We start from the raw sequence: 14,881 nt of genomic DNA, 5'->3' as shown, positions 1-14,881 counted from the left end.
AGGCGGGCTGGAGCTGGAGGTCAGTAGGTCTCGACGTGCCAGCGCTCGGCCTTCTTGAGCTGGGGGCGCAACTCGGCCCAGTTCAGACCCTTGGACTCGGCTGCCTTGGTCATCGCCTCGTCGATGCCGGGCTCCATGCCCCGCAGGCCACACATGTAGACGTGGGTTTTGGGATCTTCGATCCAGGCAAAGATCTCTTCGCCGTATTCGGCCACCCGATCCTGGATGTACATGCGACCGCCGTTGGGGTTCTGCTCTTCGCGGCTGATGGCCTTGGTGTAGCGGAAGTTGTCGGGGAAGGCGGCCAGGTAGCTCTGCAGGTCGTCTTCGTAGAGAAGGTTCGGCGTCTTGGGAACCCCCATGATCAGCCAGGCCTTGCCACGGAACTGATAGCCGGGGTTCTTGGAGCGCTCCCCCGGGTCGAACATGCGGCGGAGGTAAGCCCGCATCGGGGCGATGCCGGTACCCGTGGCCAGCATGATCACGTTGGCGTCTTCATCGGCGGGAAGGAGCATCTCCTTGCCCACGGGCCCGGTGATCTTCACCTTGGCGCCCGGCTCGATGTCGCAGAGGAAGGTGGAGCAGACGCCGAGGATGGTTTCGCCCTCCTTGTCGTACTGCAGCTGGCGCACGCAGAGCGAAACGGTCTTCTCCTCAAGGTTGTCGCCGTGGCGGGTGCTGGCGATCGAATAGAGGCGCAGCTTGTGGGGCTTGCCCTTGGCATCCTCACCATCGGGAATAATGCCGATGCTCTGGCCTTCCACGTAATGGAGGTTGCCCTCGGACAGGTCGAAGGTGATGTGGTTCACGCGCCCGATCGCCCCCTCGGCCAGCAGGGAGTAGTTCTCCAGCACCGTGCCCACGTAGGGATCCTTGGGCTTGTAAAGGTTGACGGGAACGGCTTCGTGGGCGGGGGTCGTACTCACGGAAGGAGGTGTCGAGGGGGCAGGGTTCGAGGAGGCAGGGTCTGCGGCAGTGGCGGTGGTAGTGGCGCCGTCAGGGGTGGAGCGCTCGGTCGAGGGCCCGTCGGTGGCATTCACCGACAGGATCTGGCCACCGAGCTGGGCGATGGACTGGACCAGCACCTGCAACCGGCTGAAGGGAACGTTGATGGTGCGTTCGGCCTGGCGCTGGCTGCCGGCGCCGTAACCCCTGACCACCACAGTGAACATGCGGGAGTCGTCCCGGCTGGTGGTGGCGGTCGAAACGCGCATGGATACGAGGCCCCGGAAAGCTTGCGGGTGATCATAGGGAACACCTCTCCCGGTCAGATCCGGGGCCCAAAGTCCCTCAATTCGTCCTGGCAAGGCTAGGTTGGCGGCCTGGACTCGCCCGCCCCGCTGAACACCACTTGGCGCAGCTTCCGGCTCTGTTCAAGAGCGATGTCAATCCAATCGCCACCACGACCCTGCGGGACATCGGCAGCGAAATCTGCGCCCTGGACACGATCCAGCAAGAGATGGAGCGTCTGCCCAATGGCACGCGTCGGCTGGCGGTCCTGTTACGGCTGAGCCTCGAACCCGAGCTGCTCTGGTCGGTGCTCACCGACTACAACAACCTCAGTGGCTTCATCCCCAACCTGGCCTCCAGCCGCCTGCTATGGCGCAAGGGTGCGGTGGTGGGCCTGGAGCAGGTGGGGTCCCAGCAGTTCTGCGGCCTTCGTTTCAGTGCCCGGGTGGAGCTGGAGCTCACCGAGCAGGAGAGCAACGGATGTCTGTGTTTCCGGATGAGCTGCGGAGATTTCAGGCGGTTTGAGGGCATCTGGCGGATCGATCGCGACACGAGCGCCACCCGCCTGTACTACGAGTTGACCGTGCAGGGGCGACCGGGAATGCCAATTGGGATGATCGAAAAACAACTGCGGGAAGACCTGGCCGCCAACCTCCGGGCCGTGCAACAGGAGGCCCTGCGCCGGGCCACAAGCTGAGCTCCAGGCCAACCGCCGCTCCGTCGGTGATGGCATCGACTCCAAGCACAACAACCTTGGAAGCGATGGCAGCGTTACGGACAGCTTGAAACCCATGGGGTCGTTGACCCTGAAGCGGGTAACGAATGGGCGCTTCGATTGCTGCTCGATTTGCGATCAAGCGCAACGAGCATTTCTCAAAGGGCGATTTTTCAGTATTCGTGAGAACAAACACTGAGCTCGGATTGAATACCCCCAAGGGGATTCGAACCCCTGTCGCCTCCGTGAAAGGGAGGTGTCCTAGGCCTCTAGACGATGGGGGCGAGGCCACGAACCGCACCCCGTGGGTGTGCGCTCCGATGCAGGGAAACTACGGGGCCGACAGGCCCTTCGTCAAGGAAGGACCCCCTCCACGCCAGTGGCCGAGGCGGGCCGGTGCGGGCGCGATTCGGGGGCCGCGCGCAGGGCGCTCCAAGGGACAGGTTGAAGCGAAAACAGGCCTCCCAGGGCACCGACAGCCGGGACCCCTGTGATTCACCATGGGGCCTCCTCGCCTTCGTCGAGCTTGCGCACCTTCCTCCGCTGGTCCAGCCCGTTGCTGCTGGCCCCGCTGCTGCTGCTGCCCCTGGCCCTGCTGCCCACCCCGGCCCTGGCGGCCCCGGCCACCGACACCGACATGACGCTCTACAGCCGTCTGGCCGCCATCAACGTCTGCATCGCCCGGGCAGCTGGGGTCGAATTCGACAAGGCCGTGGCGATTGCCGGTGAAACCATCGCCCAGGTGCTGATGGGCCAGCACGGTGGCCTGATCCAGCAGGTGGGAGCCAACCCCCTGTCCATCGAAAAGCTGCGCCAGGGCTCCAATAACTCCTCCGTGATCGGCGCCGTGGAGATCTGCCCGAAGGAGGTCCCTGCGGATGTCGTCAAAAAGGTTCAGGACGTGATCAAACAGCAGTCCGGTGGCAAGGCGCCCGGCGCCGCACCCGCCCCAGCCAAGTAGCCCACCGGGCTGAAACGGCTCCCCCGCAGCGCCTCTGCGGGGATCGTTCGGGAGCTGGTCATGGGCCAGTCGCATCTGACAGCAACTGTCACATGTGCCAGTTGCTGTTGAGTCAGATCGGTAGGGTTGTCTAGGTGAATCCCCCCGCCGGGGATGTCCATCCGCCCTCCGATCCCATGAGCAACCTTCAACGCTCCAAGTGGACGCGTTGAAGCGAAAACATGCCCATAGACACAGACAGAAGGGAACCCGTAGATCAGAGTGTCGGCTTCTAGAATCCATCTAGCATGCCCACCTTCTTACGCTGGTCCGGTACGTTGCTGCTGGCCCCGCTGCTGCTGCCCACGCCGGCCCTCGCAGACCCAGCAACCGATGCCGACTTTAGGCTTTACACACGTCTCGCAGCCCTTAACATCTGCGTCATGAGAGCGGCCGGGATCGAATTCGACAGGGCCGTGGCGATTGCTGGAGAGACTATTTCTTTAGTTCTCCAGGGTCAGCACGGTGGCATGATCGTTCAAATGGGCCCAAAGCCCCTAGCGCGCGATGAACTCCGCAAGGGCTCGAGCAACTCCGCAGTGATCGACGCCGTTGAGATCTGTCCGGATAATGTGCCGGCTGATGTTGTCAAGAATGTAAGAGGCTTGATCAAGCAGCAATCCGGCGGCAAACCCGCTCCGGCTCCAGCCGCGAAATAGGGTTCAGGAGGGCCCAGATGCCCTGCAGGGCAGGGCCAGTCGCATCTGGCCACAACTGGCACATGTGCCAGTTGTGATTGGGTCAGATCTCAGGGCTTTGCTTGGCTCATCCCTCACACCTGGGATGTCCCATCGCCTCCGATCCCATGAATGACCTTCAGCGCTCCAGCCGCCCGGCCTGGCGTTCCAACAGCCCTGTCCTGCTGGCCTGCGGCCTCGCCACTGCGGCCCTGCTCGGCCCTGTCGCCGCCCTGGCCCAGAGCCAGCCGGTGATCATCGAACGCACCGTGACGACGGTGGAATATCGCGATGACGGCTCACGCAATTACGGCCAGCCCAGCTACCGGCCGGCGCCGGTCGTTCGCCAGAGCTACGGGGTACCCGTGCGCACCAAGACCTACCGGCAGGTCTACCGACCCACCTACCAGGTCAACTACGAGCCTGGCTACGACGAGCCCGGTTACGCCCAGCCTTACCGGCAGGCCTACCGGCAGCCCTACCGCCAGGACTACATCCAGCCCACCTACGGGCAACAGGGGTATGCCGCTCAGCTCGACGGCAACGCTCCGCTGACGCAGGCCGATGCCCAACAGCAGCAGAAAACCTGCCAGATCGGCCGGCTGGTGGGTGGCCTGGTGGGCGGTGGCGTCGGCTATGCCGCCTCCCGTCAGGACGGCCGCTCCTGGGCGGTGCCCCTGGGCGCCCTGCTCGGCACCCAGGTGGGCTGCAACGCCGCCATCGGCAAGGGTCCCACCCTCTGGTGAAGCGGCAGGGGGAGCGGAGCGGCAGGATCGAAGCACCGCTGCTCCCCCTTTCCATGACCACCGTGCGGCTCGCCGATTACCGTCCGGCCCCGATCCGCATCGAGCGCACCGACCTGATCGTGCGGATCTTCCCCGATCACACCCTGGTGGAGGCGCAGCTGCGGATCACCCCCCTGAACAGCGCACCGCTGCTGATGCAGGGCATCGAACTGGAGCTGCTGGAGCTTTCCATCGACGGGGTGGCCCTGGATGAGGGGGCGTACCGGCTCGATGGCGAAGGTCTGACGATCCTTGAGCCCCCCAGTCAACCGTTCCTGCTGCGCTCCCTGGTGCGCAGCCACCCGGAGACCAACACCACCCTCGAAGGGCTCTACGTGAGCGGCGGCATGGTCACCACCCAGTGCGAAGCCGAGGGCTTCCGGCGCATCACCTTCCACCCCGACCGGCCTGATCTGCTCAGCCGCTTCCAGGTGCGGATCGAGGCCGAACGGGAGAGCTGCCCGGTGCTGCTCTCCAACGGCAACCAACTGGAGAGCGGAGCGCTGCCCCCCGATCCGCTCAGCGGGGCCCCACGTCACTTCGCGCTCTGGGACGACCCCTTCCCCAAGCCCTCCTACCTGTTCGCCCTGGTGGCGGGTCAGCTGGAGGAAGTGGAAAGCACGTTCATCACCGCCAGCGGCCGTGCGGTGCGCCTGCGCTTGCACGTGGAGCCGGGCGATGCCCCCTTCACCGCCCACGCCATGGACTCCCTCAAGCGCTCGATGGCCTGGGATGAGCGGGTCTACGGACTCGAATACGACCTCGATCAGTACAACATCGTTGCCGTGCGCCACTTCAACATGGGCGCGATGGAGAACAAGAGCCTCAACATCTTCAACTCCAAGTTGGTGCTGGCCGATGCCGCCACGGCCACCGATGGCGAACTGGAGCGGATCGAGAGCGTGATCGCCCACGAGTACTTCCACAACTGGACCGGCAACCGCATCACCTGCCGCGACTGGTTTCAGCTCTCGCTCAAGGAGGGCCTGACGGTGTTTCGTGACCAGTGCTTCACCGCTGATCTGCACGCCGATGCGCTCAAGCGGATCGAGGATGTGTCGATGCTGCGCAACAGGCAGTTCCGCGAAGATGCCGGCCCCACAGCACACCCGGTGCAGCCGGATCATTACCAGGCGATCGACAACTTCTACACCACCACGATCTACGAAAAAGGATCCGAACTGATCCGCATGCTGCACACATTGCTGGGGGGAAGCACCTTCCACCGCGGCATCGATCTCTACGTCGAGCGCTACGACGGCACCGCCGCCACCTGCGAAGACTTCGTGCAGGCCATGGAGGATGCGGCCCTCGAAGCCACCTCCAGCGCGGCCACCAGCTCAGCGGAGTTCGACTTTGCCCAGTTCCGCCGCTGGTACAATCAGGCGGGCACCCCGGTGCTGCAGCTGGAGCGCCACTGGGACGCCGCTGGCGGCACCCTCACCCTGACGGCCCGCCAGCACACCCCCCCCACCCCCGGGCAGCCCCACAAGCAGCCCCTGGTGCTGCCCCTGGCCCTGGGGCTGGTGGACCAGGGCGGCGAGGCCGTGCCTGTGCGCCTGGAGGGGGAAAGCGAGCTGGAGGCCGCGGCCCGCAGCCTCCCGCCCCGCTGGGGACAACTCAGCCGGCTGCTGGTGGTGGACCAGGCCGAGCAGCGGTTCGTGCTCACGGGCTTGGAGCACCAGCCCCATCCACCCGCCCTCTCCCTGCTGCGGCGCTTCTCCACGCCGGTGCGGCTGGAGGTCGAGCGCTCCAGCGAGGAACTGCTGCACCTGCTGGCCCACGACAGCGAACCGGTGGCCCGCTGGGACGCCGGTCAGACCCTGTTGCGGCGGGCCCTGATCGAACGGGCCGCCGGCGGCCCGAATGAACCCCTGGAAGAGGGTCTGGTGGCCGGTTTCGAGCGCATCCTCCGCGATGGCCTGCTCTCGGAGGCCAACCGCAGTGTGCTGCTGGACCTGCCCGGACTGGCGGAACTGGAAGCTGAGGCCGCCGAGCCGGATCCGCCGGCCCTGTTCGCCGCCCAGCTCGCCCTGGAGCGCCGTTTCGGCAGCGAACTGGCGGAACCACTCCTGGAGGCCCTCCCCCGTTGCACGCCCCAATGGGACCTCCCCTGGCCCCAGGGTGTTGGCGATCGGATGCTGACCGCCACCATCTGGGCCTGGCGGGCCGCCGCCGGTGAAGGGGCGGCGATCGCCGCCGCCGCGGCCGCCGTGGAGGGCCCCTCGATGACCCTGGCCCGCGCCGGCCTGCGCGCCCTGCAGCCCCTGGAGCACCCGGCCCGCGAGCAAGCCCTGGCGGCCTTCTATGCGCGCTGGCAGGACAAGCCCGTGATCCTCGATGCCTGGTTCGCGCTGGAGGCCTCGGCCCCGCTCGCCGACGGCCTGGAGCGGGTGCAACGGCTGCTGGAGCATCCCCGCTTCGATCCGGCCGCCCCGAACTCCGTGCGGGCGGTGCTGGGGGGCCTGGCGGGCAACCCGCCGGTGTTCCATGCCGCCGATGGCAGCGGCTACCGCTTCATGGCGGCGCGCATCGCCGAACTCGACCGGCGCAACCCGATCACCGCCTCGCGCCTGGCCAAGGTGTTCAGCCGCTGGCAGAGCTATGGGGCGGCGCGCGGCGCCGCCCAGCGGGCCGCCCTCGAGCAACTGGCGGACGAACGCCTGTCCACCAACACCCGCGAGGTGGTGGAGCAGTGCCTCGGCACGGAGCCCCAACGCTGAACTGAGACCTGGGGCTCAGGCTCAGCGTTTCGCCGGCCTGAGATTGCTCCGGTTGGGATAGGGATCAGGGAACAGGTTGCCGTGGAGCTGTCGGAAGGCTTCCTGGCGCGCCGGGCCCCCCTCGGGACCGGCGTACTGGCCCCAGAGCCCCTCCCAATAGAAATAAATCACCCCATGGCCCCGCTGGGCCGAGAGCCGCACCTTCTCCGCCAGCACGGGCATCGGGGTGGTGCGGCCGCCAAAACCGGCCAGCAGACCGATCTCCACGGGAATCCCCCACTGGCGTGCCTTGACCAGCGCAGGCTGGTCGAGGTCCTTGAGGAATCCCTTCACCGAGTAGGCGTAGTTCTGCACCACCAGCTCATCGATCAGCCCCCCCAGCGACCAGATCTCCCAGTCCTGGAGCCACTGGTTGTAGGCAAAACGGAAGGGTCCGGGCGAGAGGCTGATGCCGGCGCCGCCCTGGCGGTCCTTGAGTTCGCTGCGCAGCTCCCGCAACAGGTTCGTGAGCTGGTGGCGGCGCCAGGTCATCCAGTCGCGGTTGGTGAAGTCCTCAGGTGGCTGGCGGCCGGTGTCTTTCTCGTACAACGCTCGGGTGAAGGGGTCGTAGCCCAGCTCCACCGGCCAGGCGAAGTGGTCATCGAGCTGAATCGCATCCACCCCGCAACGGCGCACGATCTCACTGATCAGGCCGATGAACCGCTGGCGCACGCCGGGATGGGCGGGATTGAGCCAGACCCGCAGATCCTTCATGGGCGAGCTGCGCATGTTGGCGCCGTGCATGGCGTAGGTGGTGGTGCCGTCGCTGCGCTGCAGCACCCACTCCGGGTGCTGGATCACCACGTCGGCGTCAGCCGGCTCCATCAGGCCGTACTCGAACCAGGGGATCACCTTCAGGCCCCGGCGATGGGCGGCGCGGGTGAGGCGACAGATCGGATCGAGGTTTGGGGCGCTCTGTTTCAGGGCCGGCTCCATCGGCGCCCAACGGCTGCGATGGAAGGTGGCGCCGCGGCTCCAGACGTTGGGGTAGAGGGTGGTGAACCCTGCCGCCGCCAGCTCATTCACGGCCCGGTCGATGCGGTTGCCGTCGTAGTAGAGGGGGCTTGGGCTGTTGGTGAGCCAGACCCCCACGCTCTGGCTGGCGGCTAAGGCGGGCGGCCCCAGACCGACGGTCTGCAGGACCGACACCAGCAGACCGCCCAGGGCCGTGGGCAGGGCCCGTTTCAGGCGCACGCGCAAGGGAAAGGGGCTCGTCAAGGGCAGCGATGCAGCGGCAGAAACAGGGAGGCCCCTGATCCTGCCCATGGGCCTGGATTCATCGAAACGAGCTCATCGGAACATCGAGCTGACCGAGCTCTCCTCGTGGATGCGCCAGATCGCCTCCCCCAGCATGTTCGCCACCGAGAGCACTTGCAGTTGGGGGAAGCGCCGGTCGGGCTCCAGGGGAATGCTGTTGGTGACGATCACCTCCTCGAACAGCCCGGGCTCCGAGAGCAACTCACTCGCCGGCGGTGAGAACACCGGATGGGTGGCGCAGGCCAGCACCCGCTGGGCACCCCGCTGCCGCAACAGCCTGGCCCCCTGGCAGATGGTGCCGCCGGTGTCGATCATGTCGTCGATCAGCACGGCGGTCTTGCCGGCCACATCACCGATCACGGTGAGGCTTTCCGCGACGTTGTGACCGGAGCGGCGCTTGTCGATGATCGCCAGGGGGGCGTCGTTCATCTTCTTGGCGAAGGCCCGGGCCCGGGCCACCCCGCCCACATCCGGGGAGACCACCACCACCTCCCCGAGGTTGCGGCCGGCCAGGTAATCCACGAGCACCGGTGAGCCGTAGATGTGATCGCAGGGGATGTCGAAGTACCCCTGGATCTGGGAGGAGTGCAGGTCCATCGCCAGCACCCGATCGACGCCGGATTTGACCAGCAGGTTGGCCACCAGCTTGGCCGTGATCGATTCGCGGCCGGCGGTCTTGCGGTCGGCGCGGGCGTAGCCGTAGTAGGGCACCACAGCAGTGATCTGGCGGGCGGAGGCGCGGCGGCAGGCGTCCACCATGATCAGCAGCTCCATCAGGTGATCGTTCACCGGCGCGCAGGTGGGCTGGATCAGGAACACATCGCAGCCCCGAATCGACTCCTGGATCTGCAGGTAGAGCTCCCCGTCGGCGAAGCGCTTGATCACCCGCGGGCCATCGGGCACACCGAGATAATTGGCAATCTCCCGCGCCAGGGCGGGATTGGAGGTGCCACTGAACAGCCGCAGACGGCGGGTGTCGTGGGGTGCGCTCTCGTGTTCCACCCGTGCAGCGGTCAAAAAACTGGTCACGGCGGGCGTGAGCGCTTGGGCTGAAAGTTGATGGTAGAAGCCATTCGGCCCAGGAGAAGATCGTTCGATGACCGTTTTGCCAACGCCACCGCTGCTGCCTTCATCCCTGCGCCTGGTGCTGACGGACGTGGTCGGCGCTGCCCGAGTCGATCAGGAAGCGGCGGCTGGCTCCCTGGCGCCGCCCCTGGCCGAAGCGGTCGCCGCGGAACTGGCGGCTCGGGTGGGCCTGACCTGGCGGCGCTTCGGCGGCGGCGGCGACCCACCCACTCAGCTGGCGGCGCTCCAGGCCCAGGCGGGTCCCTGGCTGGCGCCCCTGCCCGGCGATCCAGGGGCATGGCTGGGGCCGGCGGGCCGCTGGGCGGACCTGCTCGGGGCCTTCCGCCAGCCCACCGCCCTGCTGGTGGCCGGCAGCAGCACCGACGGGGGTCTGGCGGCGGCCACCACCGCCCTTCTGGAGCGCGCCGGGGTGCCCCTGGTGGGCCTGATCCAATGGGGCGGACCGTGGAGGGCGGACAGGCGCCGCGCCGAGGGTCTGCCATGGCTGGGCTGGGTGAACCCCCAGGGGCACGATCCAGCGCTGGATCCCGATGACGCTGCCACCGCCGGGCTCGCCCGGGTCCTGCTGCTGCGTTGGCAGACCCTGGATCAAGGGGAGGGCCAGAGCGGCAGCGTGGCCTCCCGCTTGAGCTGACGCAGGGCCTGGGCGGGTTCCGCCGGGGGCTCCAGGGGCAGGCTGGCGAAGCGGATCGGCTTGCTCTGGCCCAGGGTGGCCGCCAGCAGTGAGAGCACCTCGGCTTCGCTGAGGTTGGTTTCGACCCCGCTGCGCAGCTGCCGCACCAGATCGGGCAGCCGCGCGAGGTGGGTGGGTTGGGCCAGCTGCTGCTGGAGGCCGCTGATCACCTGCTGCTGGCGGGTGCGCCTGGCGGCCTCGCCGCCGGCAGGCTCGCGGAAACGAACCAACTGCTCCACCTGGACTCCATTGAGCTGTTGCAGCCCCGCCTGCAGATCGATCGTGTACTTCTGTGCCTTGTCCTCGTAGCGCATCAGCCGGTCAGGACTGAGCTCCAGGCTGCCCAGGGCATCCACCAGCTGGCGCAGGCCCCCGCGGCTGAGGAGCAGATAACGGTCGGGCTGGCCCTTGCCAAGTCCCACCAACTCGGCGGCCACATCGGCGGTGAGGGCCACACCCCCCCGGCGGTAGACGGCCCCCAGGGGCAGGGACTGCTGCTGCCCCGGCAGCTTCACCGCCAGCTCGGTGGGCAGCACCAGCACCTGCACCGGGCCCTTGGGATCCACCCGCACCAGGAACAGGGCATCGCTGTTGGGAGTGCCCGGGGGGGCGGCGCCGTTGGTCGTCGCCCCGAGGCGATCGGCGTCGGTGCCGATCACCAGCACCGTGATCGGCCGATCGGGGAGCGGAGAGAGGGCCGCCGAATCACGGGCCTGATCCAGGGCGGCCGGATCGGCCGGGGGCCAGACCAGCCCCAGCACGCCCCCGCCGATCACCAGACCGGCCACCCCCACCAGCAGCTGGCCCGCCAGGCGCCAGGGGCGGTGGGGCCCCTTGGGGCGGGCGATCTTGCCCCGCTGCGGCGTCCCGCCAGAGGGTGAGCGCCCCCCCGGGGCCGATGGGGATTCCCCTCTGGGGACCATGGGGTCTGGATCACGGGACGATGCCCCCACTTTGATGCACCGGCCCGGGCCGGCTCCGGCCTGTCAGTTTCGTAGGGCCGGCCGATAAGTTGAGGCGCGCGGAGGCGCCCGCCGCCAGAACTTCCTTGACCTCAGCCCCCCGGTCCCCGGCCCCCCACGAACGAGCTCGTCCCCTGGCCAAGGGCAGCACCTACCCCGCCAAGGACCTCTGCAGCCAGTGCGGGCTCTGCGACAGCCGCTGGGTGGCCTATGTGCGCCGGGCCTGCGCCTTTTTGAACCAGCGCTTCGAGGCGATGGAAACGGCGGCCCACGGCCGCAGCCGGGACCTGGCCAACGAAGACGAGCTCTATTTCGGCGTCAGCCAGCGCATGGTGACGGCACGGTTGCGGCCAGCGATCGAGGGAGCCCAGTGGAGCGGCATCGTCTCGCGCATCGGCGTGCGCGCCCTGGAAACCGGCCTGGTGGATGCGGTGCTGTGCGTGCAGCAGAGCCCCGACGACCGCTTCACCCCCCTGCCGGTGCTGGCCCGCACCCCCGAGCAGGTGCTGGCCGCCCGGGTCAACAAGCCCACCCTCTCGCCCAATCTGGAGGTGCTCGAGCAGCTCCCCGGCAGTGGCATCAGGCGGCTGTTGGCCATCGGCGTCGGCTGCCAGGTGCAGGCCCTGCGGGCCGTCCAGGACACCCTCCCCCTGGAGCAGCTCTATGTGCTCGGGCTGCCCTGCGTCGACAACGTCAGCCGCGCCGGGCTGCAGACCTTCCTGGAGAGCGCCAGCGATTCGCCGGCCACGGTGGTGCACTACGAGTTCATGCAGGACTTCCGCATCCATTTCCGCCACAGCGATGGCCGCGAAGAAACCGTGCCCTTCTTCGGCCTCGACACCCCCAAGCTCAAAAACGTCTTCGCCCCCAGCTGCCTGAGCTGTTTCGACTACGTCAACGGCGGCGCCGATCTGGTGGTGGGGTACATGGGCGCCAGCTTCGGCCGCCAGTGGCTGACGGTGCGCAACCCCCGCGGTCAGGAGCTGCTGGATCTGGTGGAAACGGAACTGGATCTGGCCCCGGTGAGCAGCCGTGGGGATCGCCGCGCCGCGGTGCAGCAGGGCATCGACGCCTATGACAAGGCGATCAAACTTCCCCGCTGGCTGGCGGAGCTGGTGGGTTTCATCGTCCAACGGGTGGGTCCCCAGGGGCTGGAATACGGCCGCTTCTCGATCGATTCCCACTTCACGCGCAACGCCCTCTGGGTGCGCCGGCACCATCCCGAGAAAGCCGAGGATCACATTCCTGGCTTTGCCAAGGCAATCGTGGCCCGTTACCGCCTGCCCAGCCTGTGAGCAGCGCCACCCAACCCTCTGGGGGACGCCGCTGCGGCGTGCTGCTCCACCCCACCGCCCTGCCCCACACCCCCGGTTGCGGAACCCTCGGGGCCCAGGCCCACCGCTGGGTGGAGTTGCTGGCGGCCCACCGGGTGGCGGTCTGGCAGCTGCTGCCCCTGGCCCCCACCGATGGCACCGGCTCCCCCTACAGCTCCCCCAGCGGCTTCGCCCTCAATCCCTGGCTGCTGGACGGGGAACTCCTGGCCAGCGAGGGTTTCATCGCCGCCGATGGCCCCACCCGGCTGCCGGCGGCGGAGACGGAGCGCCTGGATCTGGAGGGGGCCCCCCGCCGGGCGGAAGCCCTGGCGGAGCAGCTCCTGGAGCACTGGCCCACCCAGGCAGCCGAGCGCCAGGCGGAGTTCGAGCACTGGCGGCGCGCGCAGGCCCACTGGCTGATCGACCACGGGCGCTTCATGGTGCTGCGCCGCCTGCATGGCCAGGCACCCTGGTGGACCTGGCCGGCCTCCCTGGCGCGGCGCCGCCCCTGGGCCCTGGCCCACTTCGATCGGCAGCAGCGGCAGGCGTTGCTGCAGGAGGCCCTGGTGCAGTGGCAGCTGGACCGGCAATGGCAACAACTCCACCGCCATGCCCAGGGCCATGGCGTCGAGATCATCGGCGATCTGCCCTTCTACGTCGCCCACGACAGCGCCGATGTCTGGAGCCACCGCCGGCTGTTCTCGGTGCGATCCGATGGCCAGCTGAGCGAGCAGAGCGGCGTTCCTCCCGATTACTTCTCCGCCACCGGCCAGCTCTGGGGCACGCCCGTCTACCGCTGGCGCTGGCATCGCCTCAGCCGTTTTCAATGGTGGATGCGGCGGCTGGAGCGTCAGCTGGAGCTGGTGGACGGGCTACGGCTCGACCACTTCCGCGCCCTGGAGGCCTACTGGAGCGTGCCGGGCACGGACAGCACCGCTGAGGGCGGCCACTGGAAACCATCTCCAGGCCAGGCCCTGCTGGAGCGACTGCGCCGGCGCCAGGGGGGCCGCGTGCCCCTGATCGCCGAAGACCTCGGCGTGATCACCCCAGCGGTGGAAGCGCTGCGGGATCGCTTCGCCCTGCCGGGGATGAAAATCCTGCAGTTCGCCTTCGACGGCAACCCGGACAACCCCTACCTGCCCGCCAACTACCAGGGCAGCAACTGGGTCGTCTACACCGGCACCCACGACAACGCCACCTGCCTGGGCTGGTGGGAGCAACTCGATGGCGGCCAGCGCCACCAGGTGGAAACCGTGCTGGGGGAGGCGATGCAGGCCCCGGGCTGGCAGTTGTTGCAACTGGCCCTGGCCTCCTCCGCCGATCTGGCGATCGTGCCGCTCCAGGACCTGCTGCTGCTGGACGATGGGGCGCGCTTCAACACCCCGGGCACGACCACGGGCAACTGGCAGTGGCGGCTGACCCAGCCGATCGGGGAGCTGGAGGGTCCGCTTCAGGGGCTGGAAGGATTCGCCACCGCCTCGGGGCGCACGGAACCTGCCTCGGGGCGCACGGGAGCTGGCAGGGGATAGCGGTAGCGGCCGGGCTGCTTCGGCATCGGGGCCAGGGGCTGGCCATCCCAGAACACCGCCGGGCCCGTGGGGGCTGGGCTCAGCTCCAGCTCCAGGGGCGGCTGCAGCTGCAGCACCAGCTCACCGCTGGCGCCGCTGAGCTGACTGCGCTCGCCCGAGGCACTGCTGAGCACCACCTGGCTGGGCTGCGCCAGCTGCAGCCGCAGCACCCCCGGCCGGGGCGCCCCGGGGGTCTGCAGCCGTTGCAGGGCGACGCGTCCCATCCCTCGATCCGCCAGGGCCAGGGGCCGCAGGCCGGGCTGGATCTGGAGCAGCAAGCTGCCTGGGTCGCCGCTGCGGACCTGTTCGCCCGGGGGTAAGGGGGGAATGGAGCGCAGGCTGAGCATCTGGGCCGTCGCCAGCTGCCGCTGCTGCAGGTTGAGGCCATAGATCAGCGCGAGGGTGATCACCCCATAGAGCAAGGTGCCCTGCCAGGTGGTGAAGACATCGATCGAGCCGGGGGTGAAGCGACCCAGCAACATCGTGCGGCTGCGCCGTGGCCCCTCCTCGTCCTGGGCAGGGGGCAGGGCCACCTGCAGGCTGCCGTTGGGCAGCTCCAGGTGCTGCTCGATCAGCGGCAGCATCGTGCGCAGGTAGGTGGATTCCGGCAGCCGGTCCCGCCAGCCGCGCTCGATCGCCTCCAGCACCGGCGTGCTGATGCGGGTCTCCAGGGCCAGCTGGCGCAGATTCAGCCCCCGCTCCTCCCGCCGCTGGCGCAGGAGACGGCCGGCCTGAAGCAGGGGGTCTTCGCTGATGACCGAGGCACCTGAGCCCTGGGGGCGATCGCGGCCGAACCAGCGCCGCAGGATCCGGGGCAGGGGTGAGTTCGGCGTGGGCCGGGGCATGGTGCTCA

At 68.2% G+C, this 14,881-nt stretch carries 13 protein-coding genes and 1 tRNA gene; 8 read left to right on the top strand and 6 right to left on the bottom strand.

The window, feature by feature from the left end; all coding sequences use genetic code 11:
* Positions 1-20 precede the first annotated feature (20 nt).
* Positions 21-1,214 (bottom strand): ferredoxin--NADP reductase, encoded by a 1,194-nt coding sequence (petH, locus tag KBZ13_RS05390; RefSeq protein WP_255007211.1) that lies wholly within the window; start codon positions 1,212-1,214, stop codon positions 21-23.
* A 137-nt stretch (positions 1,215-1,351) separates the two neighbouring features.
* On the opposite strand from petH, the gene KBZ13_RS05385 reads away from it, so the two are divergent.
* Complete coding sequence (locus KBZ13_RS05385) at positions 1,352-1,927, top strand: SRPBCC family protein (protein WP_409995614.1); 576 nt, start codon at positions 1,352-1,354, stop codon at positions 1,925-1,927.
* Between the two features lie 229 nt (positions 1,928-2,156).
* On the opposite strand, the gene KBZ13_RS05380 is transcribed toward KBZ13_RS05385, so the two are convergent.
* Positions 2,157-2,229: transfer RNA gene (locus tag KBZ13_RS05380), tRNA-Glu, on the bottom strand.
* A 242-nt stretch (positions 2,230-2,471) separates the two neighbouring features.
* Between KBZ13_RS05380 and KBZ13_RS05375 the strand changes: the two genes are divergently transcribed.
* From KBZ13_RS05375 to pepN, 4 genes are all read left to right on the top strand, one after another.
* The gene (locus KBZ13_RS05375) at positions 2,472-2,906 is read left to right on the top strand and encodes a cAMP phosphodiesterase (protein WP_255007210.1); all 435 of its coding nucleotides are present in this window, start codon (positions 2,472-2,474) and stop codon (positions 2,904-2,906) included.
* A 317-nt stretch (positions 2,907-3,223) separates the two neighbouring features.
* Entirely contained in the window at positions 3,224-3,604 is a 381-nt protein-coding gene (locus KBZ13_RS05370; protein ID WP_255007209.1) for a cAMP phosphodiesterase, read from the top strand.
* A gap of 146 nt (positions 3,605-3,750) precedes the next feature.
* Complete coding sequence (locus KBZ13_RS05365; RefSeq protein ID WP_255007208.1) at positions 3,751-4,368, top strand: hypothetical protein; 618 nt, start codon at positions 3,751-3,753, stop codon at positions 4,366-4,368.
* A gap of 53 nt (positions 4,369-4,421) precedes the next feature.
* Complete coding sequence (gene pepN / locus KBZ13_RS05360) at positions 4,422-7,130, top strand: aminopeptidase N (protein ID WP_255007207.1); 2,709 nt, start codon at positions 4,422-4,424, stop codon at positions 7,128-7,130.
* A 21-nt stretch (positions 7,131-7,151) separates the two neighbouring features.
* Here the strand turns inward: pepN and KBZ13_RS05355 are convergent, their stop codons facing one another.
* Together KBZ13_RS05355 and KBZ13_RS05350 are read right to left on the bottom strand one after the other, a co-directional pair.
* Complete coding sequence (locus KBZ13_RS05355) at positions 7,152-8,387, bottom strand: glycoside hydrolase family 10 protein (protein ID WP_409995613.1); 1,236 nt, start codon at positions 8,385-8,387, stop codon at positions 7,152-7,154.
* A gap of 72 nt (positions 8,388-8,459) precedes the next feature.
* A complete protein-coding gene (locus KBZ13_RS05350) occupies positions 8,460-9,455 on the bottom strand; it encodes a ribose-phosphate pyrophosphokinase (RefSeq protein ID WP_254938011.1) in 996 nt (331 codons plus the stop codon).
* 67 nt (positions 9,456-9,522) lie between these two features.
* Between KBZ13_RS05350 and KBZ13_RS05345 the strand changes: the two genes are divergently transcribed.
* On the top strand, positions 9,523-10,146 hold the full coding sequence (locus KBZ13_RS05345; protein WP_255007206.1) for a hypothetical protein: 624 nt from the start codon (positions 9,523-9,525) through the stop codon (positions 10,144-10,146).
* Here the strand turns inward: KBZ13_RS05345 and KBZ13_RS05340 are convergent.
* Positions 10,101-11,108, bottom strand: coding sequence for an LCP family protein (locus tag KBZ13_RS05340; RefSeq protein ID WP_255007205.1), 1,008 nt, complete (start codon positions 11,106-11,108; stop codon positions 10,101-10,103). The genes KBZ13_RS05345 and KBZ13_RS05340 overlap by 46 nt on opposite strands.
* A gap of 125 nt (positions 11,109-11,233) precedes the next feature.
* Between KBZ13_RS05340 and KBZ13_RS05335 the strand changes: the two genes are divergently transcribed.
* A complete protein-coding gene (locus KBZ13_RS05335; RefSeq protein WP_255007204.1) occupies positions 11,234-12,442 on the top strand; it encodes a Coenzyme F420 hydrogenase/dehydrogenase, beta subunit C-terminal domain in 1,209 nt (402 codons plus the stop codon).
* On the top strand, positions 12,439-13,989 hold the full coding sequence (malQ, locus tag KBZ13_RS05330; protein WP_255007203.1) for a 4-alpha-glucanotransferase: 1,551 nt from the start codon (positions 12,439-12,441) through the stop codon (positions 13,987-13,989). The genes KBZ13_RS05335 and malQ overlap by 4 nt, the downstream gene beginning before the upstream one ends.
* Here malQ and KBZ13_RS05325 read toward each other — a convergent pair.
* Entirely contained in the window at positions 13,911-14,873 is a 963-nt protein-coding gene (locus KBZ13_RS05325) for a helix-turn-helix domain-containing protein (protein WP_255007197.1), read from the bottom strand. The two genes, malQ and KBZ13_RS05325, sit on opposite strands and share 79 nt — an antisense overlap.
* Positions 14,874-14,881: the final 8 nt, after the last annotated feature.

Origin of the sequence: Cyanobium sp. ATX 6F1 (genome assembly GCF_024346315.1) — a bacterium.
GTDB lineage: Bacteria > Cyanobacteriota > Cyanobacteriia > PCC-6307 > Cyanobiaceae > ATX-6F1.
The sequence above is the reverse complement of the archived record's forward strand: the minus strand, read 5'-3'. Positions and strand labels throughout refer to the sequence as shown.